The sequence below is a fragment of the Qipengyuania huizhouensis genome, from assembly GCF_019711635.1.
Taxonomy (GTDB): Bacteria; Pseudomonadota; Alphaproteobacteria; order Sphingomonadales; family Sphingomonadaceae; genus Qipengyuania; species Qipengyuania huizhouensis.
Window position 1 is genome coordinate 1 of sequence record NZ_JAIGNT010000015.1, and the last position, 22,051, is coordinate 22,051.

Consider the following 22,051-nt stretch of genomic DNA (forward strand, 5'->3'; position numbering starts at 1 on the left):
CTCAACAAGCTAAGCTCAGTTCAAATTATCCCTTGCCAACGGAGAGCCGTCCACACAGGCGTCGTTAGCCGACATTCCCGCCGCTTACCCGTCGATGAAGTTCGCCGCCCGTTTCTGCATTCCCGCCATCACCGCCTCGATCTGGTTCGGCGTGCGGATCACCGCGGCCTGTTCGACGCTTTCGGCCATCAGGATGTCGTCGCCCGATTGTTCGAGCATCGCTTCGGAAAGGCGTTTCGCTCCGCGGATCGCTTCGGGATTTCGGTTGGCGATCTCGTTGGCGATCTCGCTTGCCTTACCCAGCGGATCTTCGGTGACGTGCGTGGCGAGGCCGAGGCTGAGCGCCTCCTGCCCGGAGAATTCACGGTTGGTATAGACCAGTTCGCGCAAGTGATCGTCGCGCACCAACCCGCGCCAGAGGTGGTAGCCACCCATGTCGGGCACCAGCCCCCACTTCATTTCCATAATCGCCATGCGCGTTGCAGGGTGGATCACGCGAATGTCGGCACCGCTGGCGATCTGCAGCCCTCCACCGAAACACACGCCGTGGACCGCCGCGATCACCGGCACGGGGCATTTGCGCCAGGTCATGGCGACTTCCTGGAACAGGTTGGCATTGCCGTGGGTGCGCTCGGTCAGCGGCTTGCGCTCATCATCGGGCGCGGCGGTGAAGTTCGACAGGTCGAGCCCGGCGCAGAAGGCCCGCCCTTCGCCCGCCAGCACCACGGCGCGCAGGCCCTTCATCGTCCTTAGCTCCTCGCCTGCGGCGATAATCGCCTCGAACTGCGCCGGATCGAGCGCATTCATCTTGTCGGGGCGGTTGAAGCGGACCTGTGCGACGCCATTGTCGGCAAGGTCGATCGTGACGCGGTCGGTGCTCATCGCTTTCTCCAGTTACCGTGCATGCTCGGCGAGGAATTTCTTCACGTTTCGGGCGGCCTGGCGGATGCGTTGCTCGTTCTCAACCATGGCGATGCGGACATAGCCTTCGCCCTCTTCGCCATAGCCCACGCCTGCCGCCACGGCGACGCCGGCGTGCTCGAGCAATTGCTTGGAAAATTCGAGGCTGCCCATGTCTTCGAACCCCGGCGGCAGGGGCGCCCAGGCGAACATGCTGGCAGCCGGAACGGGAATTTCCCAGCCTGCGCGGCCAAAACTTTCGACCATCACGTCACGCCGGTGCTGGTAACGCTGCCGGTTCTGCTCGACCACGTCTTGCGGACCGTTGAGCGCGGCGCAGGCGGCGGCCTGGATCGGGGTGAAGGCGCCGTAGTCGAGATAGGATTTGACCCGCGTAAGCGCCGAAATCAGTTGCCGGTTGCCGACTGCAAAGCCCATACGCCAGCCGGCCATCGAGTATGTCTTTGACATGGAGGTAAACTCGACCGCGACCTCCTTCGCCCCCTCGGCCTGCAGGATCGAGGGCGTCGGTCTGCCGTCATAATAGAGTTCCGAATAGGCAAGATCGGACATGATCCAGACCTTGTTTTCGCGCGCCCAGTCGACCAGCCGCTGGTAGAATTCGGCATCGACCACCTCTGCAGTGGGGTTGCTAGGGTAATTCACCACCAGCACGGTAGGGCGCGGCACGGTATAGGCCATGGCGCTGTCGAGCGCGCGCCAGTAGCGCTCGTCGGGCGTCGTCGGCACGCTGCGGATCGTGGCGCCGGCAATGATGAAGCCGAAGGTGTGGATCGGGTAGCTCGGGCTCGGCGCCAGCACCACGTCACCCGGTGCGGTGATCGCCGTGGCCATCGAGGACAGCCCCTCTTTCGACCCCATGGTCACGACGACTTCGCTTTCCGGATCGAGATCGACGCCGAAACGGGTCTGGTAATACTTCGCCTGGGCCTTGCGCAGGCCCGGAATGCCCTTGGACTGCGAATATCCATGCGCGCTGGGCTTGCCCGCCACTTCGCACAATTTGTCGATCACATGCTGCGGCGGGGGCTGGTCGGGATTGCCCATGCCGAGATCGATTATGTCGCGCCCAGCCCGTCGCGCCGCGTGCCGCATCGCGTTGACCTCTGCAATCACATAGGGAGGCAGGCGTTTGATGCGGTAGAATTCGTCGGACATTTAGGCTCCGTGGCGCATTGGTTAGGTCATACTGATTACCTATTCAGGCGGCAGGCGCAAACGGGATAGATGCGCAGGCTTGCGGATTCTTCTAGGTCCGTGACAAACAGCGCTTGGCCCACGCGCGAAGGAACGATGATGACCGAAACGCCCGATCCATTCACCAACCTCTACGAGCACCCGGCCAAACTGGTGCGTGCGATGTTCGCGCCGATGACGGGCGCGATCGATCCTTCCGCGATGACGGGCGCCGCCATGACGCCGGAAGATGTGCAGGCCTGGGCGGAGACGAACACCAGGCTGCAGGCGCTGTGGGCCGAATATCAGGCGGAGCAGATGAGCAATCCGCAGGCGCTGGTGCCGTATTTCGATCCGGCGCGCTGGATGGCGCTTGCTACCGACTGGTACCGGCAGATGCCACTCGCGCAGACGGAACAGCAGCAGGCACTGTGGGACGAAGGCATGAAGTTGTGGCAGGACGTGCTGGGTCAGTACGGCCTGGGTCCCAAAGCCTCGGACAAGTCCGGTGACGATATCGAACTGCCGCGCAAGGACCGGCGGTTCGCCGACGAGAAATGGCGCGCGCATCCTGCCTATGCATTGATCCACCAGACCTATCTTTTCCTTGCCGAGCGCGTCGGCGAGATGGTCGACCGGATGGAAGGGCTAAGCCCTCACCAGCGCGACCAGCTGCGCTTTACCACCAAGGCCATCACCGAGGCGGCAAGCCCGGCGAATTTTCCCCTCCTGAATCCGGTGGTGATGGAACGCACCATGGAGACGCGTGGCCGGAACCTGGTGAAAGGCATGGAGCATCTCCTGGCCGATATGCGGCGCGGGCAGCTTTCGCACACCGATGCATCGGCTTTCACGCTGGGCGAGAATATCGCCACCACTCCGGGCAAGGTCGTGCATGAAACCCCGCTGTACCAGCTGATCCAGTACACCCCGACCACCGAGAAGGTGCTGGCGACCCCGCTGGTGATCTTCCCGCCCTGGATCAACCGGTTCTACATTCTCGACCTCAACGAGAAGAAGAGCTTCGTGAAATGGGCTGTCGAACAGGGCGTGACCGTGTTCATGGTCAGCTGGAAATCGGCCGATGCGAGCATGAAGGATGTGGTATGGGACGATTATGTCCGCGCGCAGATAGATGCGATCGACCATATCCGCGCGCGTCTCGACGTGCCGAACGTTCATATGATCGGATATTGTGTCGCTGGCACTACGCTGGCCGCCACGCTGGCACTGCTTCACCGGCGGGGAGAAGAGGATAAAATCAAGAGCGCGACCTTTTTCACCGCGCAGGTCGACTTCGAGAAGGCGGGCGAACTGCTCAACTTCGTCGACGACCAGCAATTGGGTGCCATCAAGGCATTGTCCCCCGATGGCTATCTGGACGGACGCTATATGGCGGCGACGTTCAACCTGCTGCGCGGGACGGACCTGATCTGGAACTACGTCGTCAACAACTACTTGTTGGGCGAAGACTATCCGGCTTTCGACCTGCTCCACTGGAACGGCGATGTCACCAACCTGCCTGCCAAATGGCACGAGCAGTATCTGCGCGATCTTTACAGGGACAATCGCCTGGTGGAGGCCGATGCGCTGAGCATCGACAATACGCCGATCGACCTGGGGCTGGTGAAAACGCCCACCTATGTGCAGGCGGGCAAGGAAGACCATATCGCCCCCGCCGAAAGCGTGTGGCGCCTCAAGGACCATTTCACCGGGCCGATAAGATTCGTGCTCGCCGGGTCGGGTCATATCGCAGGCGTCGTGAACCCGCCTACCTCCGGCAAGTACCAGTACTGGACCAATGACGGCGAGCCTCGCAGCCTTGCCGAATTCCGTGAAGGTGCCGAAGAACATCCCGGTAGCTGGTGGCCCGACTGGATCGACTGGCTGCGCGAACAGGACGGCGAGACCGTCGCCGCCAGCGGCAAGCGGAAGCCCGGCGGCAAGGGTGACAAGGTGATAGAGGATGCACCCGGGCGCTATGTGGCGACCCGGTAAATCCAGATAACACTCTGGAATTCGGCACATTTTCCGCCTATGTTGCAGCGCACAAAAAATCCTTGACTTCGCACCTGCAATGCCTATTTTGTGCACTGCAACAAAAGCGAGGTTTCCCATGGCCGAGAGCCAGACCAAAATCGATGCCGCTGCAGAGAAGGCTTATGCCGAGGCTGCCGCCAAGAAGACGTCCGAGGTTAGCGCCAAGGCTGTCGAGAAGGCCGTGGACGCTGATAAGACTGCACCCGTGAAGACGGACGCGGTCGCCAAGGCGGTTGCCGCTCCTGCCGAAAAGCCCGCCGCCAAGGCGGCTCCGGCTAAGGCGAAGAAGGTCGCCGCCAAGAAAGTGCCGGCAAAGAAGAAGCCGGTTGCCAAGAAGGCAGCACCGAAAAAGACAGCCCCGAAAAAAATTGCCGCGAAGAAGGCTGTTCCGGCCAAAAAGGCCGCCACCAAGACCTCGAAGACCCCGATCATCAAATTGAAGGATACCATCATGGCCACCGCCAAGAACGCCAAGACCACCGATTACACCGCCAAGGCGAAGGAAATGGCTGCAGACCTGCAGACCCGCGCCAAGGCAGCTTACGACAAGGGCAGCGAAATCACCCAGGACGCAGTCGAATTCCAGAAGGGCAACATCGAAGCTCTGATCGAATCGGGCAAGATTCTCGCCTCGGGCGTGCAGGACATGGGCCGCACCTATGTCGAAGAAGCCAAGTCGGCCGCCGAAACCGTCCAGGGCGATGTGAAGAAGTTCGCCGCGATCAAGTCGCCGACCGAGCTCTTCCAGCTGCAGGGCGAAATCGCGCGCCGCAACTTCGACGCCATGGTTTCGACTACCTCGAAGAACACCGAAGCCATGCTCAAGCTGGCCAACGAAGCCTTCGCTCCGCTGTCGAGCCGCATGAGCCTCGCCGCAGAAAAGATCCGCAAGGCCGCATAACCAATACGAACTTCAACCCGCCGGGCATCTCTCTCCTCTCTCCCTTGCCCGGCAGTTGGAAACGGCGGGTCGGATGGCACAATCGTGTCGTCCGGCCCGTTTGCTTTTAGGGGGCGCTCGATCGTCTCTTGACGTTTTCTTGACCCTGATCAGCCATTGCCTGTCGCTCACCGCTTGCGATTTTGGACAGGCTTACGATATTGGCGCCTGCGATGACCCACCCCACACGTCTCCAATCGATCCGCGCCGGGAAAGGCGATGACGATACTCGCGAAGGCGACGGCCAGGTCGGCATCGCCACCAAGACGCGCGCCAAACCCAAGAAACCCAGCCAGTACAAGGTGCTGCTGCTGAACGACGATTACACTCCGATGGAATTCGTCGTCATCGTGCTGAAGCGCTTTTTCCGCATGGATATGGAAGAGGCCACGCGCGTGATGCTCCACGTTCACCAGAAGGGCGTCGGCGTCTGCGGCATCTTCCCCTACGAAGTTGCCGAAACCAAGGTAAACCAGGTGATGGATTTCGCCCGCCAGAACCAGCACCCGCTCCAGTGCACACTGGAGAAGGCGTAAAGCCATCAGCGCAGCTAGGACATGACGCATTGGGATTTTCGCGCTAGGGCCTTTGGCCAAGCGACCCAAAGTCCGGAAACCGAGTGCTTAATTTCCTTCCCGCAATCGACCGCTACATCTTCCGGCTGGTGATCGTACCCATGCTGGGCGTGTTCGCGCTGGCGGCCTCGCTGCTGGTGCTGGACAAGATGCTGCGGCTCCTCGATTTCGTAGCCGTCGAAGGCGGCCCGGTAGGCGTGGTATTCAAGATGCTGGCCACGCTCCTGCCCGAATATGCCAGTCTCGCCATCCCGCTGGGACTGTTGCTGGGCATATTGCTGGCCTTCCGCAAACTCGCCACCACCAGCGAACTCGACGTCCTGCGCGCCGTCGGCATGAGCTACGGACGGCTCCTGCGGGTGCCCTTCGCGATTACTGCCGTGCTGATGGCGGTCAATGTGGCGCTGGTGTTCTTCGTCCAGCCGGTCAGTCGCTTCACCTATGAAAGATTGGAATACGACCTGCGCTCCGGCGCGCTGGGCGCTTCCATCAAGGTAGGCGAATTCAATACCATCGCCGATCGCATGGCGCTGCGTATCGAGGAGAGCGAGAACGACGGTCGTCGATTAATGGGGATTTTCGCCCGCGTCGCCAACGACCGGGGCCAGGTGCTTTCGATCAGTGCAAGGGAAGGCTCCTTCCTGGCGACGACCGATGATCCGGACACGATCATCCTGCGCCTGACCGACGGCACGATCGTGCAGGATACCGGCAGCCAGACGCCCCGTGTGTTGACCTTCACCCGGCACGACCTCCCGATCGACCTTCCCGCGATCGAGGAATTCCGCGCCCGCGGCGAAGACGAGCGCGAGTATATCCTGCCCGAACTCCTGCGTATCGGCTGGGCGGACGAGGCCAGCGAAACGAAGCGCGATGCCTCCCAGGCAAGCTTCAACTTCCGGCTCGTGGAAGTGGTGATGATGGCCCTGATGCCGCTGCTGGCAGTGGCGCTCGGCATACCGCCCAAACGAAGTACCAGCGCACTTGGCGTGTTTCTTTCCATCGTGATGGTCGTAGCCTATCACAAGGTGAACCAGTACGGGGAGGATGTCGGCGCGCTGGGTATAGTCGACCCGCTGATCGCCCTGTGGCTGCCCTTCTTCATTTTCGCAGCCCTGATCCTGTGGATGTATCACCGCGTGGCATTTGTGCCCGGCGGGCAGGCGATCGAGGCGCTCGAAAACTGGCTTGCCAAAATGACGAAACGCCTGGGCCGATTGTTTCGCCGTCGGCAGCGTGTCGTCCAAGATGAGGCAGAAGCCTGATGCAGCTGGACTTTTTTCCTTCGGCCACCCTGACCAAATATCTCGCCAAGATGTTCGTACTTCGCATTCTGGCAGTGCTGGTCATGCTCGTGCTGGTGCTGCTGATGCTCGACCTGCTGTCCAACAGCGGAAAAATCCTGGCGGTACCGGGTAACGGTCAGGGCGAACTGCTCACCTATGCCGGCATGCGCGCACCGCAGCTGGTGCAACGCTTCCTGCCGTATTCGGTGCTGTTGGCCACACTGATCACCCTGGTGACCCTGAATCAGAACAGCGAAGTCGTCGCGATGAAGGCGGCGGGACTATCCGCACATCAGGTGCTTGCCCCGCTATTGCTCACCGCGCTTGTCGTGGGCGGAGCAAGCTTCGCATTCAACGAACGCGTCGTGACGCGCTCCACAGCAACCCTCAAGGCGTGGGAGGCGGCGGAATGGGGCCCGATACCGGAAGAATCAAGCGTCCGCGCCAATGTGTACCTGGCAGATGGGACCAACGTGCTGACCGCAGCCCAACTGGCGGGTAGCGGGGCAGACATCCGCATGACCGACGTCACGTGGTATCGACGCAGCCCGGATGGTGCGATCATCGAACAGGTGGATGCAGCGCGAGCGACCTATGCAGGTCCGGGCTGGAGGCTCGATGATATCACGCGTTTCGATGTCGCCAGCGCATCATCGAACGAAGCCAGCAGCATCGTGGTAGGCGAAGGCCTGACGCCTGATCAGATCGACCTTGCGCAGATCGATCCCGACGCAGTTCCCTTCTGGACGCTGGGTGCGCAGATCGACGCATTCGAGGAAGCCGGGCGCCGCACCGGCGAAATGCGCGCGAAATGGTGGCACAAGCTGTCCGGCCCGCTGTCGTCCTTTCTGATGCCGTTGCTGGGCGCTGTCGCCGCATTCGGTCTCGCCCGGTCGGGCCAGCTCTTCGTGCGCGCACTGATCGGCATGGCTCTGGGCTTCGCTTATTTCGTGGTCGACAATGCCGCACTCGCCATGGGCAATTTCGGCGGCTATCCTCCATTGCTGGCAGCCTGGGGACCCTTCTTCCTGTTTGCGCTGATCGGTGAAACCGTGCTTATCCGCACGGAAGAATGAACGAATTCTCGATCAGGCTGGCGCGGCCGGATGATGCCGATGCGTTCCATCGGGTCGAAGAAGATGCGGCCAGCCTCTTGCGTGAGGAGCCCTCACTGGAAGGAATTCCGGTGCCGCCGTCGAAGAGCGCAGAACACTACCGAGGGGTGATTGCCAGGGGCAATTGCCTTGCTGCCACCATCGAAGGCCAGGTTGTGGGTTTTGCTGCTGCGGGCAGGGTCGGACGCGAACTCCACCTGCATGAACTCAGCGTCGCCCGGGAGCAACAAGGGCGCGGGATCGGCGGAACATTGCTCCGCGCACTGATAATCGATGCGCGCAATTGTGGGTTGAGCGCAATAACGCTCGATACCTATCGCGACATCCCCTGGAACGGACCCTTCTACGCACGCCATGGATTCGTCGAGATAGAGAACCTCGAAGACCGCCCTCATCTGTTGCGATCGCTCGAAGCGGCAGCCGATGCAGGGCTTCCGCGCGAACGCCGCTGCGCAATGGTCAAGTTTCTCGACTGACACATTCTCGGGAACCGCCTCATTTGCGGCGCATTACTGCCACAATGCTGCCACAAAGGAGATTTGGCATGAAGAAGTTTGTTATTCCCGCCCTCGCCGCTGCGATCACCCTTGGCGCCTGCGCCGAAGCCAATGCGCCGGCCGACGAAGGCACCGACGGCACCGACACCACCGTGGTGACCGAACCTGCGCCTACCGAAACCACCGTCGTTACCGAGCCTGCGCAGGTTGAAGACGAAGAAGGATCGAGCGTGACCATCGATGGCGCCGATGTCGACGCCACGATCAGCGAAGACGGCGTTCAGGCAGAGGTCGACGCCGACTGATAAAGTTAGGCCACTGGATCGCATGGCCCGTGTTCGGAAAGAGCCGCTTCCAATCACCGAGTGGAGCGGCTCTTTTTTCGTATTTAACGCATACGGCCCATGGTGCTGCGGGCAATTCTGGCGACGAGCACGCCCATTCCGGCATGGTTGGCCCCGTGATAGGTCGAATCTTCGCCCAGTTCGCCAACCAGTCGGCGGTGCGCTTCGGGCAGGGAGTGGTAGGGCATTGACGGCATCAGGTGATGCAGCGCGTGATACCTCAGGCCGACCGGTGCCCAGATCTCAGCGATCATGCCGGGCGGCGGTACGTTGACGCTGTCGAGAAACTGGGCAGTCACGGTCATCGCCTCGCCCTCGTTTTCCCATAAATGGGCTACCAGCGTGCGCAACTGGTTAAGCGTTGCCGTTACGGAGACAACGGCCAGAGCGATCAGCAACGGCCGCCAGCCAAACGCGAAAACGCTACCGATCAAGACCCAGGACCAGATGAAACCGCCTGCTTCCTGCCAGAACACGCGGCGCTTCAGATTACCTTCGGGCGGACGCCGGCGAAATTCCGGATTGATAGCGAGCGCCGAGAAGCGCTGCCAGGTCACCTGACGGATCCGGGGGATGACCGCACCAAGCGGTACCAGCACGGCAAATCGGAACAGCAGCGCGACCGGCGCCAGCAGCGCGATCAGCACGAAGAGCGGCAGGCTCCATGGTTTCATCAGCGCCAGTGGCAGGTACTCCGGATCTTCCACGGTGCCGTATTGGGTGCGCTTGTGATGCAGCGTGTGCACGCCTTCATACATGAAGGAAGGCGTCAGCATCGGTATGCCCACGAACAGGTTCCAGCCCATGCGAAAGCCGGGCAGCGCGTCACGGTGAAGATGCGAAATCTCGTGAATGAACAAGAGTGCGCGGTACAGCGTCAGCGCCGAAACGATCCCCAGCACAACCGCCAAGGCAGTATTTTCGATCAGGATTGCCGCTGCCAGCGTGACATAACCGACCAGCGCCGATCCCAACATGTCCGGCCAGTAGATGGCGGCCCGCGCCTCCGCGATATCCTTGGTCAGGTCGCGGGCAGCGCGCAGCATCGCCTTGTCGTCTGCGATCTGCGAATGCCAGCCGCGCTCGCGCGGTGCGCTCGCGTCGCTGGAGGCAATGATGGGCTGTTCGGCATTCATGGTCGATTTTCCTGAGGGTGCCTTTAGGTCAGATACGCGAGAAAATACAGTGTCCGCTGTCGATCATAGTGATCGCGTTCGCGCGATTCCTTGACAAAGATCAATTGCCCAACACAGGGCTAACCGCGGCTGAATGAAGGAATACAGGTGTCGGACGCAAATATTGTTATCGAACCGGTCGAAGGCAAGCAGGGCCGTGCAGCCTTCGTCGATCTCGGACGCCAATTCGCCGCGCGGGAAGAGCATTCGATCCCGCAGTTACGTTCCGAACAGCTTGAGCTGGTCGATCCGGACAAGAACCCGTTTTTCGGACACGCCACCGTTGGGTTTTTCATCGCCTACAGGGATGGCCGGCCGGTCGGTCGCATCGCCGCACATATCGACCATCTCGCGCTCGAACTGCCGGTCGAACAGGGTATGGGGCCCGGCACAGGCATGTTCGGATATTTCGATGCCGAGGACGAAACCGTGGCAGGCGCCCTGCTCACCCGCGCCGAGGAATGGCTGCGCGAAAGACGGATGACGCGCATGATCGGCCCCATCTCCCTCTCCATCTGGGAAGAGCCCGGCCTGCTTGTGAAAGGGCATGACCATTCACCAATGATCATGATGGGCCACCATCCCGCCCATTACGCAGTCTGGATCGAGAAAAAAGGCTTCACCGAATCCAAGCGTCTGCTGACCTACGATCTCGACATCACCTCGGGCTTCCCCAAGCTCGTGCAGCGCATCGTCGCGTCGGGGGAACGGAACGAGCGTATTCGTATCCGGCCCATCGAGATGAAGCGATGGGATGAAGAAATCCGCGTCGTGCTCCACATCCTCAACGATGCCTGGTCGGGCAATTGGGGATTTGTCCCGTTTACAGAGGCCGAAATAGATCACGCCGCAAAAAAGATGAAGCCGATCATCAAGCCGCGCCTGAACATGATCGCCGAACTCGACGGCCGTCCGGTTGCCTTCATGATGGTCCTGCCAGACATGAACGAGACACTGAAGAAAGTGAACGGGAGGCTGTTTCCCTTTGGATGGTTCCACCTGCTGCGCTGGCTCCGCAAACCGATGGGTGCGGGAATGCGAGTGCCGTTGATGGGCGTGCTCAGGGAATTCCAGAACTCACGGCTAGCCAGTCAGTTGGCTTTCATGATGATCGAACACATCCGCCGCAACGCAGTGGCCGATTACGGAAGCAAGCGCGGCGAAATCGGATGGATCCTGGACGACAACAAGGGAATGATAGCGATCGCCGATACGATCGAAAGCAAGATCAATCGCGAATACGCGATTTACGAAAAGGCGATAAGTCCGGCCTGACGGTGTTGCGACATGGACACGCACCGGTTGCAGATTGATCGCTGCGGGAACTCCTCGGTCTTCGCTGCCGTTCCGATGATGAGGAAGCTCCAGCGTTAGGGGCCGACACCTTACGGATCGATAGGGACCGCGTGAAAAAGCCGAAAACATCCTCAGCCTTTCCCGGCCATGTTCTGGTAGTTGAAGATGATGCGATAATCGGCCTTACCATCGAACAGGCCTTGCTCGACGCAGGCGTTCCCTTGGTGGAGATCTGCCCGACGACCGAGGAGGCGCTAGATGCGCTACGCCGCAAGCAGCCTGACGTGATCGTTCTGGATGTCCATCTTGCCGACCGTGACGATGGCTGGGCGATAGCAGAGCTGGTCCGTACACTCGGCCCGGACAGCCCGAGAATTATCTTCTCGACCGGCATGCCCCGCGATATTCCGGAAGATGTCGCGGCCATGGGTTGCATACTCGAAAAGCCCTATGAACCCGAGATCCTGATTGCGCTTCTGCACGAACCGAAACGCAGGGGCATCATCTCGCGACTGCGCGGCGCGCTCAGCACGGATTGACAATCACTCCACACCAACCTTTGCATCGCCTCTCGGCAATGGCGGCTCGCTGGGTTAACAGGATTGAGCCCCAGCCTAAAAAAAGGCCTTCGCTCTCTTGAAGCGAAGGCCTTTCGGGATCGTATCACCAGCCGCTTGGACGGGAGGGGGGGTCTCGGCGGTGACATAGCCTAAATGAGCCAGCTCGGTACGGGTTCCCGCCCGGTCGAAAAATTTTCGCTCTCGCCGCTTGCGTTCTCGCTGCGCTCTAGATGAAGGGCCGCCGCCCATTGCGCGATAGTTCGAAACTGGCGAAATCGGAGGCCTTCTTCATGTCCGGCACACAGATTTCACGCTTATCCCATTGAACCAGATTCTCCCGATCCAGGGCCCGCATCGTGCGGTTGGTGTGAACCAGGGACAGCCCGAGCATATCCGCGATCTGCGACTGCGTGACGGGAATCCGGAGGACGTTGCCCTCCTGCACTATGTCGGTCGAAATCGCGCGATCGAGCAACCAGACGGCAAGAAATACCACGCGCTCTTTGGCGCTTCGCTGACCGAGCGAGACGATATGACCTTCAAGCGCTGTCTCTTCCTTTGCGGCCAGCCAGGTGACATCATAGCCGAGACGCGGATTTTCCGTGATCAGGTGAACGAAATCGCTCCGCTTGAATACGCACAGACGCGCATCGGTCAGCGCTTCTACCGAGTGGCTGGAAGGCTCGTCGAACGCTCCTTGCAAACCCACCAGATCGCCGGGGAACATGAAATTGACAATCTGACGGCGTCCGTCCTCCAGCGAAAGGTAGCGGATCAATACGCCTTCCAGCACGGTATAAAGAAATCCGGCATCTTCCTCTTCGCGAAGGATGGTATCTCCCCGCCCGAACAGCTGCTCACCCTGCTTGATGGAATTCATATAGGCGCGTTGCCCCGGCTCGAGCGGACGCAATTCGCGGCAATCCTGCAGCGGACAATTCATGCAATCATATGGATTGGTTACTTCGGTCAATTTGCGCCCCCTGACCTCTCCGATGGCTACCACCGAGCCTGCAATTCGTTGTCGCAATTCAGTCCATTGTCAATTCGAACGTTTTAGCTGATCCGACCGGAACCGAACCCGATGCGGGGCGTTCTCCACGCGCAAACCACGGAAGGGGTTATATGTCGCTTGGTGACCAGATTGCTAAAAACTTACCTTATCTCCGCCGTTATGCCCGTGCTCTGACCGGATCGCAGGCAACCGGAGATGCCTTTGTCCGCGCCACCCTCGAAGCGGCACTCGCGGACGAGCAGCTCAAATCCTCGCTGGAGGGCGGACGTGTGCCGTTGTATCGCGCCTTCAACAAGGTGTGGTCGAGCGCATATATGGACGTGCCCGAAAGCGAAGGCGATACCGGTCACGAAGGTGCGGCGCAGGATCGCCTGAAATCGATCACGCCGCTCAACCGTCAAGCCCTGCTGCTGACCACACTGGAAGATTTCTCGATCGAACAGGCAGGCGAGATCATGGAGCTGGAACCGGACAAAATAGAAAATCTCGTCCAGGAAGCAGTCGGCGAAATCGACCGCGAAAGCGCGACCAGCGTACTCATCATCGAGGACGAACCGCTGATCTCGATGCAGCTCGAGGACCTCGTGACGTCGCTCGGCCACGAAGTTTGCGGCACCGCCGCCACCCGCACCCAGGCGCAGGAAGTCGTGGCGCAGAAGACGCCCGGGCTCGTACTCGCCGATATCCAGTTGGCCGACGGTTCATCGGGGCTCGACGCGGTCGACGATATTCTCGCCATCGACAGCGTGCCGGTGATCTTTATCACCGCCTATCCGGAGCGTCTGCTTACCGGCGACCGTCCCGAGCCCACCTACCTCGTGACGAAGCCGTTCCAGGAACAGACCGTTCGCGCGGCTATCAGCCAGGCATTGTTCTTCGGCTCCAGTCGCCCACTGGGCTGAACTCCACCGAAATAAAAAGGGAAAGGGCCGTCTGGAGATATCCGGGCGGCCCTTCTTTGTGTTTCCGGTCAAGTCGGCCAGCCTGAGCGTTCACCGAAGGGGCAGCTGAAGCACTATAGCTCTGCTTATGTGAAATCAGGCCGCATAGACTACGCTTGCTGCTACGCTTCAATGGCCGCGCGTAGCCGTTCGGCGATTGCTTCTCAGTGCGAACTCGCTCGGCTCGCGTACGGGAACGAGCAGGGTGCAGCGGACACCTTCGGGGTGGAACTCCAGTTCGACGGGGTGGCGCAACTCATGTGCCACGATTTTTTCGATCAAGTCGGTCCCGAACCCGCGCTTTTGAGGCAGGTTCACTTTCGGCCCGTTGCTTTCGATCCACTCGATCCGCGCGAGGCTCTCGTTGACGAGTTCCCAAGTGATCGAGACCTTGCCGCCCGGCATCGACAGAGCGCCAAACTTTGCAGCATTGGTAGCGAGTTCGTGAACCGCCAGCCCAAGCGACAATGCATCGTTCGGGGCGAGTTCCACCTCCGGCCCTTCTGTCACGACTTCGTGATCCCGCTCGTTCGTATAGGGCGCCAGCTCGACCGAGATGACCGAACGGACGGGCGTCGTTCCCCACTCCGACTGGGTCAGCAGATCATGGGTCGCCGACAGAGCGCGAATGCGGTTGTCGATGCCTTCCGCAAATTCGTCGAGCGAAGTCGCGCGGCGGCGCGTCAGCGAGACGATCGAGAGGACATTGGCGAGAGTATTCTTCACCCGGTGGTTCAGCTCGCGCGTCAGGGAATTCCTGATGGAATTCTGCTGCGCGAACCATTCGAGCGAGCGGCTGTCCTCCTGTGCCTGCTGCGTCAGCAATCGGGCGACGACCAGCAACAGGCTCGCAACGGCAAGTCCGAAGAGAAGTGTGATCATCGACAGGGAAGAAAGTGCCGCGTCGCGCGTGGATTGGACGACCAGCAGCATTGGGCGATTGGCAAGATCTATCTCACGCTCGACGGTTTCACCTTCCGCGCTCCACCCACCTGTCTCGGCCATCAGCAAACGCTCATCGCCATCGATGTCGTACAGCCGGACGCTGGCCTGCCCGGAAGTGCTGAGCTCGGCAGCTGAATCGAGGAATTGCGACGCGTTGAACGGACTGTAGACAAATCCCTTCAACGAGCGGTTCGCTCCTGCACCATCGAAAACGGGCATGTAGATGAGAAAGCCGCTCTCGTCGTTGCCGCTTTCCTGCATAAGGGTGACCCGCCCGCTCGCCGTCGGGCGAACGGTTCGGGTCGCCTGATCCATCGCCGCTCTGCGGGTCGGTTCCGAATACATGTCATATCCGAGCGCGCGGCGATTGCGCAGTGTGTCGGGCTGGAGATACAGGATCGGCACAAGCTGCTGACGATATTGCTCTGCAAGTGTGGGCTGAACGTGCGCAAGGCCGATTTTCCCGCGGTTCAGTTGCTGCTCGAACCGCTCGATCTGGTCGGAGGAAATGGCCGGGGCCCACCCGATACCTTCGGCCCCCCGGTAATCCGCATCGAGGCGTAATTCGGAAACGAACTGCCGAAAGAGATCGGCCGTTATCTCGTCCTGCGCCCCGAACAGTGCCGCGCCGGCTCTGAGGAAGGAAGAGTTCGAATAGGCACGGCGCTCCACCGCCGAAACCATCAACTGTGCCTGACGCTGGAGTTCCGCGCTGGCTCGGACCCGTTCACCGCGCTCGATCGAAAAAACACTGAGGACGGTTACGGCTGCGACAAGCAGGAAAATGACGAGCGGCACCGCACGCGGAAAGTCCACCAGCCACCGTCTCCGCCTCCCCCTGCGCATGAGATCGTTTTGTGCCAGTGGTTGCCTCTATACGTTCTGCCCCAGTCGTGCCTACTATCCGCCGAAACATCGAAAGTTCCACGGTTCACCGCAGTTTTCCACGCTATTTCCGAAATTGGGTGGAACCAATCCACAAAAGTCTCGTTTTGCGTGAACCACTGGGATCGAATGGCGAGGCTACGCGCATGACGCGCCGTTGCGTTCGCCGAGGCAAGGACATATTCTTCAAACAATGACCGTAGATTCATCTTCCGGACACAAGCCCGTTCCGGGTTCTGGCAAGGAAGCGAAACACGAAGGCAAGGACCGGCCCGATTGGACCAACGGTCTTCGCCGTCTGTACGATTCCGTCGTGGAGGAAGAACTCCCCGACAGCTTCAAGGATCTTCTCTCGCAACTGGATACAAAGGACTGATGGGGGTCGAAAAACGTACGGCCTCGGAAAAGGCCGATTTCAAGCGAGAGCTCACGGACGTGGTTCCGCACCTGCGCGCTTTTGCACGCGGGCTGTGCGGACGCGCAGACATGGCAGATGACCTCGTTCAGGAAACCTTGCTCAAGGCCTGGGCGGCGCAGGAGCGCTTCCAGCCCGGTACGAGCATGCGCGCGTGGACGTTTGTCATCCTGCGCAATGCCTACCTTACCGATATGCGGCGCAATCGCTTTCGGGGCGAATATGACGAAACGGTTGCCGAGCGGATTCTCACTGCCCCTGCGGGGCAGGAAGAGCCGATCCACCTTTCGGACATGCACCGCGCACTTCTGACCCTCCCCCCCGAACGGCGCGAGGCGCTGCTTCTCGTCGGGGCGGGCGGATTCTCTTACGAGGAAGCCGCGAATATCTGCGGCTGCGCCGTCGGCACGATAAAAAGCCGTGTCGGTCGCGCCCGTGCCGCTCTCAACACTATGCTGGCAGAAGGGGCTATCCCCCGCCGTTCGCTTGACGATGACACTGCTCACCGGGCCATTCTCGAAGAGCTTGACGATGTCGCTGCGGGACAAGGTGTCACAGCGCGCAACTGATGGAGAGCGTGACCGGCTTGCCCCGGTCATGTCTTCACGGCAGATAGGATGGGGATGAGCGAGGTCGATCCCGAGCCAAAGGCCGCCACTCCGCCCGCGGCGGGTGCACATGGACGGCGCTTTACCTTTGCCGAACAGGAATTGCGGCTGATTTCGGCATTGGTCGTCCTGATCGGCCTCGGCCTATTCCTGGCCCTTCCCTTCGTCCTTTCCATCGGCTCGGTCGTATTCCTACCGGTTGTCACCGCCATTATCCTGACGGTGATCCTTTCGCCTTTGGCAGACAAACTTACCGGCTTCGGGCTACCCAACGCGCTCGCATCGCTGATCTCCCTGCTGGTGTTCTTCGCGATTCTGCTCTTGGCGCTGGCGCTCATACTACAGCCTGCCATCGTGCTGTTCGAGGAACTGCCCGACTTGTTGCAACAGGTGGGCGAGCGGTTCACCCAATTGCGCAACCAGTTTGCCTGGATAGCCCAGATCAACGAGCAGCTGGCCGAGCTGGTCGAAAGCGAGGGGTCGCAGGAGGTGGTTGTCGCCACCCCGAGCCTGCTTGAGGAACTCGCCTTCGCAACGCCGAGCTTTGTGATCGAGACGATCCTGACCCTTCTCATGGCCTTCTTTATGATCGAGGCGCGCGTCCGGCTGCGACAGCGCCTTCTATTCGGCCGCAGCAGCTTCGGTACCAGCATCAAGGCCGCCCGGGTCCTGCGTGAAGTGCAGGATCGCGTGGCCGCCTATATTCTTACTGTCGGTCTCATAAACGCCTTCGTCGGGATATTCGTTGCGCTCGGCGCCTGGGCGCTCGGCGTCGAGGCGCCGATCATGTGGGGCGGGCTTGCCGCGATCCTGAATTTCCTGCCCTATATCGGACCGACGATCATGGTCGGATTGCTGGCCCTGTTCGGAATCGGCACGGCGGAAACGGTGTTTCTCGGCCTGATCCCCGCCGCAGCCTACCTCGCACTCCATACTGTCGAGGCCAATGTCGTCACCCCATCCGTGCTTGGAGCGCGGTTCACCATGAACCCTGTCATGATTCTTATCGCCCTGTCCTACTTTACATGGATATGGGGTGTGTTCGGGGCTCTCCTGTCGGTCCCGATCCTGCTGATGCTCACAGCACTTTTCGACCATGTCGGCCGGCCGAACCTGGTGGGATTCATCTTCGGAGAGCCGCTGTTCGCCAACAACATCCTCGATATGTCGCAGGAAGAAGAGCGGTCATGAAAAAGCCCGCTACGCCTGAAAGCGCAGCGGGCTTTTCGCATTTCACCAGTCTGGTGATCAGCCGGGATACTGCCAGGTAGTACCACGGGCCAGATTCTCACTGGCGAAGCTCCAGTCCAGTTTGGAACTCACTGCTTCAAGGTAGGACGGACGCGCGTTCTGGTGATCGAGATAATAGGCGTGTTCCCACAGGTCGATGACCAGCAGCGGAGTTACGCCGTCCTGATCCGCCAGCGTATCGCCATCATGCGTTTCCTCGATAGAGAGTTTGCCGTCCTTGACCGCAAGCCAGACCCATCCGCTTGCAAAATGGCCGGCGCCGCGTTCTTTCAGCTTGTCCTTCAGACCGTCGATCGAACCGAATGCTTCGTCGATCATACTCTTCAGCTCGTCCGAAGCGGAAGTCTCCTTTGCCGCCATAGAGTGCCAGTAGAAACCGTGGTTCCAGCTCTGCGCAGCGTTGTTGAACAGGCCCTGGTCGCTGCCGCGCGCAGCCGCAATAACCTCTTCCAGACTCTTGTCGGCAAGGTCGCCGCCTTCAACGGCTGCATTGGTCTTGTCGATATAGGCCTTGTGGTGCTTGCCGTGATGGTAGCTCAGCGTCTTGGCCGAGACGGCAGGCTCTAGTGCGGTATCTTCGTAAGGAAGGTCGATCAGCTCGAAAGCCATTGAGTGGTCCCCTTGTAGGTTCGTGTGAAAAATTCCGTACTCGCGACCCTAACGCACGGAAGCGTGCGAGGTTGCACTAGGCTGCGACAACCGGAACGGAAAGGGGGTTGAGCGGTCTTTTCTTGGGGCGCCAATCGCGTCACAAGGCAACCGGCAAAAACGAAAGGTATTCATGGCTCGCAAGTTCTTCGGCACCGACGGCATTCGCGGACGCACCAATGGCGGTATCATGACCGCTGAGATCGCGATGAAAGTCGGCCAGGCGGCAGGCACGCATTTCCTGCGTGGCGAACATCGTCATCGCGTGGTCATCGGCAAGGATACCCGCCTGTCGGGCTATATGATCGAAAGCGCGCTGGTCGCCGGCTTCACCAGCGTGGGCATGGACGTTACGATGACCGGTCCGCTCCCCACACCCGCCATCGCCCTGCTGACACGCGAGATGCGCGCCGATCTCGGTGTGATGATCTCGGCAAGCCATAATCCATTCGAGGACAACGGCATCAAGCTGTTCGGGCCCGATGGCTATAAGCTGTCGGACCAGGCCGAAAGCGCGATCGAATCGCTGATGGAGCAGGAACCACAACTGGTCAGCCCGGACAAGATCGGCCGTGCAGAGCGGATCGAGGATGCCCGTGGGCGCTACATCCACGCGGTAAAGCAATCGGTGGCGAGCGACATTCGCTTCGATGGGCTGAAGGTGGTGGTCGATTGCGCCAATGGAGCTGCCTATCACGTCGCGCCTTCCGCCATCTGGGAACTGGGCGCGGATGTCATAGCGATGGGCGTCGCACCCAACGGGACCAACATAAATCGGGGTGTCGGGTCCACCTCTCTCGACGCGATCAGGGCGAAAGTGATCGAAGAAGGCGCACATATCGGCATAGCGCTCGATGGCGACGCCGATCGGCTGATTGTGATCGACGAGAAAGGCAGGGCCGTCGATGGCGACCAGATCATGGCGCTCATTGCCTCGCGCCTGCTCGAACGAGGCAATTTGAAGGGCGGCGGCGTGGTGGCCACCGTGATGAGCAACCTCGGCCTCGAACGCTATCTTGAAAGCATCGGCCTGACGCTGGAGCGAACTAAAGTGGGGGATCGCTACGTGCTCGAGCGGATGCGCGAGGGAGGCTTCAATTTGGGCGGAGAACAGTCGGGCCACATGATCCTGTCCGACTACGGCACCACAGGCGACGGTACCGTGGCTGCGCTACGCGTCCTCGCCAGTCTGGTTCGCTCTGGCAAGCCAGCCAGCGAGTTGCTTCATGTTTTCGAGCCCGTCCCGCAACTGCTCAAGAACGTGCGCTATTCTGGCGGAAAGCCACTCGAAGATGAGACCGTAAAATCGGTCATCGCCGACGTCGAGACGGAACTTGAGGGCAGGGGGCGCCTTGTCATCCGTCCATCGGGGACTGAACCAGTAATTCGGGTAATGGCGGAAGGCGACGATGAGGCGCAGGTGAAGGCTGTTGTGGATCGCATCTGCGCTGCCGTGACAGAGGCTGTCTGATGCTGGAAATGCGTCCCGATTGCGAGCGCTGCGGCACAGACCTGCCGGCTGATAATCCCGGCGCCTTCATCTGCAGTTTCGAGTGTACGTTTTGCGCCGATTGCGCGGACCAACTCGACGATCTCTGTCCGAATTGCGGTGGCGAACTGATGGATCGTCCGACCAGGTCGAAGCAGCTCCAGGCCAAATATCCGCCCAGCGCCCAGCGAAAGCACAAGGGATGAGCGTCACACCCGCGCCGCCCCGCGTGCTGTCCATTGCCGGCTCAGATTCTTCCGGAGGAGCGGGAATTCAGGCCGACATCAAGACCATCACCATGCTCGGCGGCTATGCCATGAGCGCGATCACCGCCCTTACCGCGCAGAACACGCGTGGTGTGCAGGCAGTCGAGGCGTTGAACCCCGACCTGGTCATGGGCCAGGTAGACAGCTGCCTGTCCGATATCGGTGCCGATGCGATCAAGATCGGCATGCTTGGTTCGCCCGAGATCGCCATGCGCCTCGCCGAGCGGCTCGATACTTTTGCGGGTGCAATCGTTTTCGACCCGGTGATGGTGGCCACCAGCGGATCGACACTGGCCGACAACGCCACCATCGGTGCCTTTAGCGCACTGATGCAGATCGCGACCGTCGTCACGCCCAACCTTCCCGAACTGGCCGCGCTTACTGGGCGCGAGGAAATCAGGCCGGACGAAGTATTCGAAGCAGCGCGCGAATTGGCCGAGGAACAGGACACCATCGTTCTGGCCAAGGGAGGACATGGCGATGGCGACCAGGTCATCGACTATGTCGTTTCCTCGAGCGGCAAGATCGCGAGCTTCGGCCATCAGCGGATCGAGACACGCCACACGCATGGCACGGGCTGCACATTGTCCTCTGCGCTCGCAACCATGCTCGCCCACGGCCAGCCGCTTACCCATGCCATCCGCATTTCACGTGCCTTCACCCGCGCTGCAATCGAACAGGCGCCGGGCTTCGGCAGCGGCAACGGCCCGCTCGGTCATCAAGCGGTCCGCAAGTTAAAGAGGGACGAGGAAGACTAGCGTTCGAGTTCGTAGAAGCCAGCAATATGCTCCCATGCCTCGTCGGCGGTTTCACACCAGCGAAACAGGTCGAGGTCCTTTTTCGAGATCGTGCCCTCTTCGGCCAGAGCTTCGAAATTCACCACGCGGGTCCAGAAATCCTTGCCGAAAAGCAGGATCGGCATGGGCTTCATCTTGCCGGTCTGGATCAGTGTAAGCAGCTCGAAGAATTCGTCGAAAGTGCCGAAGCCGCCAGGGAACACGGCCACCGCCTTGGCGCGAAGCAGGAAGTGCATCTTGCGCAGGGCGAAGTAGTGGAAGTTGAGCGAGAGATAGGGAGTCACATACTGGTTGGGCGCCTGCTCGTGCGGCAGGATGATATTGAGGCCGATGCTCTCGCCGCCAGCGTCGCTGGCACCTCTGTTGGCCGCTTCCATGATCGAGGGTCCGCCGCCCGAGCAAACGACAAACTGCCGCTTGCCATCCTCGATTATCGACTTTTCGGTAACCATCCGAGCGAGCTTGCGGGCCTCACCGTAATACTTGCTCTTGGCCACGAGGCTTTCGACGACCTTGCGTTCGTCGTCAGGCAGGTCTTTCGCTCCTTCGAGCGCCGTTTCCACCGATTCCGGCGGGGGAATACGCGCACTGCCGTACATGACCATGGTCGAACCGACGCCGGCCTCGTCGAGAATCATTTCCGGTTTGAGCAGTTCGAGCTGGAAGCGAACCGGCCGCAATTCCTCGCGAAGGAGGAATTCCGTATCCTGGAATGCCAGCTTGTAGGAAGGGTGCGCCGTCTGCGGAGTGTGCTTCGCGAGGCCCTTTTTCTCGAACTCGGCCTCTTTTTCGGCGGGATAAAACTTGCGGTCCTTGAGATCGCGCTTTTGCTTTTCTTCTTCTGTCATGGCGCGCCCGATACTGCG

The 22,051-nt window shown here is 60.4% G+C and carries 23 protein-coding genes; 16 read left to right on the plus strand and 7 right to left on the minus strand.

The window, feature by feature from the left end; translation table 11 throughout:
* Positions 1-84: 84 nt before the first annotated feature.
* Positions 85-882: a crotonase/enoyl-CoA hydratase family protein gene (locus K3180_RS11455; protein ID WP_221541010.1), complete on the minus strand. Its 798-nt coding sequence runs from the start codon at positions 880-882 to the stop codon at positions 85-87.
* A 12-nt stretch (positions 883-894) separates the two neighbouring features.
* Positions 895-2,079 carry an LL-diaminopimelate aminotransferase gene (locus K3180_RS11460; protein WP_221541013.1) on the minus strand — a complete coding sequence of 395 codons (1,185 nt, stop codon included), beginning with the start codon at positions 2,077-2,079 and terminating at the stop codon, positions 895-897.
* Between the two features lie 138 nt (positions 2,080-2,217).
* Between K3180_RS11460 and K3180_RS11465 the strand changes: the two genes are divergently transcribed.
* The 7 genes from K3180_RS11465 to K3180_RS11495 all read left to right on the plus strand — a co-directional run bounded on the left by K3180_RS11465 (position 2,218) and on the right by K3180_RS11495 (position 8,855).
* Entirely contained in the window at positions 2,218-4,095 is a 1,878-nt protein-coding gene (locus K3180_RS11465) for a PHA/PHB synthase family protein (RefSeq protein WP_221541137.1), read from the plus strand.
* 118 nt (positions 4,096-4,213) lie between these two features.
* On the plus strand, positions 4,214-5,038 hold the full coding sequence (locus tag K3180_RS11470) for a phasin family protein (RefSeq protein WP_221541015.1): 825 nt from the start codon (positions 4,214-4,216) through the stop codon (positions 5,036-5,038).
* Positions 5,039-5,250: 212 nt separating this feature from the next.
* Positions 5,251-5,613 (plus strand): ATP-dependent Clp protease adapter ClpS, encoded by a 363-nt coding sequence (clpS, locus tag K3180_RS11475; RefSeq protein WP_247710514.1) that lies wholly within the window; start codon positions 5,251-5,253, stop codon positions 5,611-5,613.
* Positions 5,614-5,696: 83 nt separating this feature from the next.
* The gene (locus K3180_RS11480) at positions 5,697-6,917 is read left to right on the plus strand and encodes an LptF/LptG family permease (RefSeq protein ID WP_221541017.1); all 1,221 of its coding nucleotides are present in this window, start codon (positions 5,697-5,699) and stop codon (positions 6,915-6,917) included.
* A complete protein-coding gene (gene lptG / locus K3180_RS11485; protein WP_221541019.1) occupies positions 6,917-8,014 on the plus strand; it encodes an LPS export ABC transporter permease LptG in 1,098 nt (365 codons plus the stop codon). The genes K3180_RS11480 and lptG overlap by 1 nt, the downstream gene beginning before the upstream one ends.
* Entirely contained in the window at positions 8,011-8,529 is a 519-nt protein-coding gene (locus K3180_RS11490; protein ID WP_221541022.1) for a GNAT family N-acetyltransferase, read from the plus strand. The genes lptG and K3180_RS11490 overlap by 4 nt, the downstream gene beginning before the upstream one ends.
* A 68-nt stretch (positions 8,530-8,597) precedes the next feature.
* Entirely contained in the window at positions 8,598-8,855 is a 258-nt protein-coding gene (locus K3180_RS11495; protein WP_221541023.1) for a hypothetical protein, read from the plus strand.
* Positions 8,856-8,938: 83 nt separating this feature from the next.
* Here K3180_RS11495 and K3180_RS11500 read toward each other — a convergent pair whose 3' ends face one another.
* Positions 8,939-10,030 carry a fatty acid desaturase family protein gene (locus tag K3180_RS11500; protein ID WP_221541025.1) on the minus strand — a complete coding sequence of 364 codons (1,092 nt, stop codon included), beginning with the start codon at positions 10,028-10,030 and terminating at the stop codon, positions 8,939-8,941.
* 147 nt (positions 10,031-10,177) lie between these two features.
* Between K3180_RS11500 and K3180_RS11505 the strand changes: the two genes are divergently transcribed.
* Both K3180_RS11505 and K3180_RS11510 read left to right on the plus strand, forming a co-directional pair.
* A complete protein-coding gene (locus K3180_RS11505; protein ID WP_345719472.1) occupies positions 10,178-11,344 on the plus strand; it encodes an N-acetyltransferase in 1,167 nt (388 codons plus the stop codon).
* Between the two features lie 131 nt (positions 11,345-11,475).
* Positions 11,476-11,904, plus strand: a complete 429-nt coding sequence (locus tag K3180_RS11510) for a response regulator (protein ID WP_221541027.1) — start codon at positions 11,476-11,478, stop codon at positions 11,902-11,904.
* A 247-nt stretch (positions 11,905-12,151) separates the two neighbouring features.
* Here the strand turns inward: K3180_RS11510 and K3180_RS11515 are convergent, their stop codons facing one another.
* A complete protein-coding gene (locus K3180_RS11515) occupies positions 12,152-12,898 on the minus strand; it encodes a Crp/Fnr family transcriptional regulator (protein ID WP_221541030.1) in 747 nt (248 codons plus the stop codon).
* 152 nt (positions 12,899-13,050) lie between these two features.
* Here K3180_RS11515 and K3180_RS11520 point away from each other — a divergent pair, with 152 nt between their 5' ends.
* Positions 13,051-13,842, plus strand: a complete 792-nt coding sequence (locus K3180_RS11520) for a response regulator (RefSeq protein WP_221541032.1) — start codon at positions 13,051-13,053, stop codon at positions 13,840-13,842.
* Positions 13,843-14,010: 168 nt separating this feature from the next.
* Here the strand turns inward: K3180_RS11520 and K3180_RS11525 are convergent, their stop codons facing one another.
* Positions 14,011-15,642: a CHASE domain-containing protein gene (locus K3180_RS11525; RefSeq protein ID WP_345719473.1), complete on the minus strand. Its 1,632-nt coding sequence runs from the start codon at positions 15,640-15,642 to the stop codon at positions 14,011-14,013.
* Positions 15,643-15,904: 262 nt separating this feature from the next.
* Here K3180_RS11525 and K3180_RS11530 point away from each other — a divergent pair, with 262 nt between their 5' ends.
* From K3180_RS11530 to K3180_RS11540, 3 genes are read left to right on the plus strand one after another with little or no spacing between them, the layout of a single operon-like run.
* Complete coding sequence (locus K3180_RS11530; protein ID WP_221541035.1) at positions 15,905-16,087, plus strand: NepR family anti-sigma factor; 183 nt, start codon at positions 15,905-15,907, stop codon at positions 16,085-16,087.
* Positions 16,087-16,695, plus strand: coding sequence for a sigma-70 family RNA polymerase sigma factor (locus tag K3180_RS11535; RefSeq protein ID WP_221541036.1), 609 nt, complete (start codon positions 16,087-16,089; stop codon positions 16,693-16,695). Before K3180_RS11530 ends, K3180_RS11535 begins: the two co-directional genes overlap by 1 nt.
* Positions 16,696-16,749: 54 nt before the next feature.
* On the plus strand, positions 16,750-17,925 hold the full coding sequence (locus K3180_RS11540; RefSeq protein ID WP_221541038.1) for an AI-2E family transporter: 1,176 nt from the start codon (positions 16,750-16,752) through the stop codon (positions 17,923-17,925).
* A gap of 57 nt (positions 17,926-17,982) precedes the next feature.
* Here K3180_RS11540 and K3180_RS11545 read toward each other — a convergent pair whose 3' ends face one another.
* The gene (locus K3180_RS11545; RefSeq protein WP_221541039.1) at positions 17,983-18,594 is read right to left on the minus strand and encodes a superoxide dismutase; all 612 of its coding nucleotides are present in this window, start codon (positions 18,592-18,594) and stop codon (positions 17,983-17,985) included.
* A gap of 172 nt (positions 18,595-18,766) precedes the next feature.
* On the opposite strand from K3180_RS11545, the gene glmM reads away from it, so the two are divergent.
* Genes glmM through thiD form a run of 3 tightly spaced genes read left to right on the plus strand, consistent with a single transcriptional unit; the run spans position 18,767 to position 21,146 of the window.
* Positions 18,767-20,104, plus strand: a complete 1,338-nt coding sequence (gene glmM, locus K3180_RS11550) for a phosphoglucosamine mutase (protein WP_221541041.1) — start codon at positions 18,767-18,769, stop codon at positions 20,102-20,104.
* The gene (locus K3180_RS11555; RefSeq protein WP_221541043.1) at positions 20,104-20,328 is read left to right on the plus strand and encodes a DUF1272 domain-containing protein; all 225 of its coding nucleotides are present in this window, start codon (positions 20,104-20,106) and stop codon (positions 20,326-20,328) included. The genes glmM and K3180_RS11555 overlap by 1 nt, the downstream gene beginning before the upstream one ends.
* Positions 20,325-21,146: a bifunctional hydroxymethylpyrimidine kinase/phosphomethylpyrimidine kinase gene (thiD, locus tag K3180_RS11560; protein WP_221541045.1), complete on the plus strand. Its 822-nt coding sequence runs from the start codon at positions 20,325-20,327 to the stop codon at positions 21,144-21,146. Before K3180_RS11555 ends, thiD begins: the two co-directional genes overlap by 4 nt.
* Here the strand turns inward: thiD and K3180_RS11565 are convergent.
* The gene (locus tag K3180_RS11565) at positions 21,143-22,033 is read right to left on the minus strand and encodes an LOG family protein (protein WP_221541046.1); all 891 of its coding nucleotides are present in this window, start codon (positions 22,031-22,033) and stop codon (positions 21,143-21,145) included. The two genes, thiD and K3180_RS11565, sit on opposite strands and share 4 nt — an antisense overlap.
* Positions 22,034-22,051: the final 18 nt, after the last annotated feature.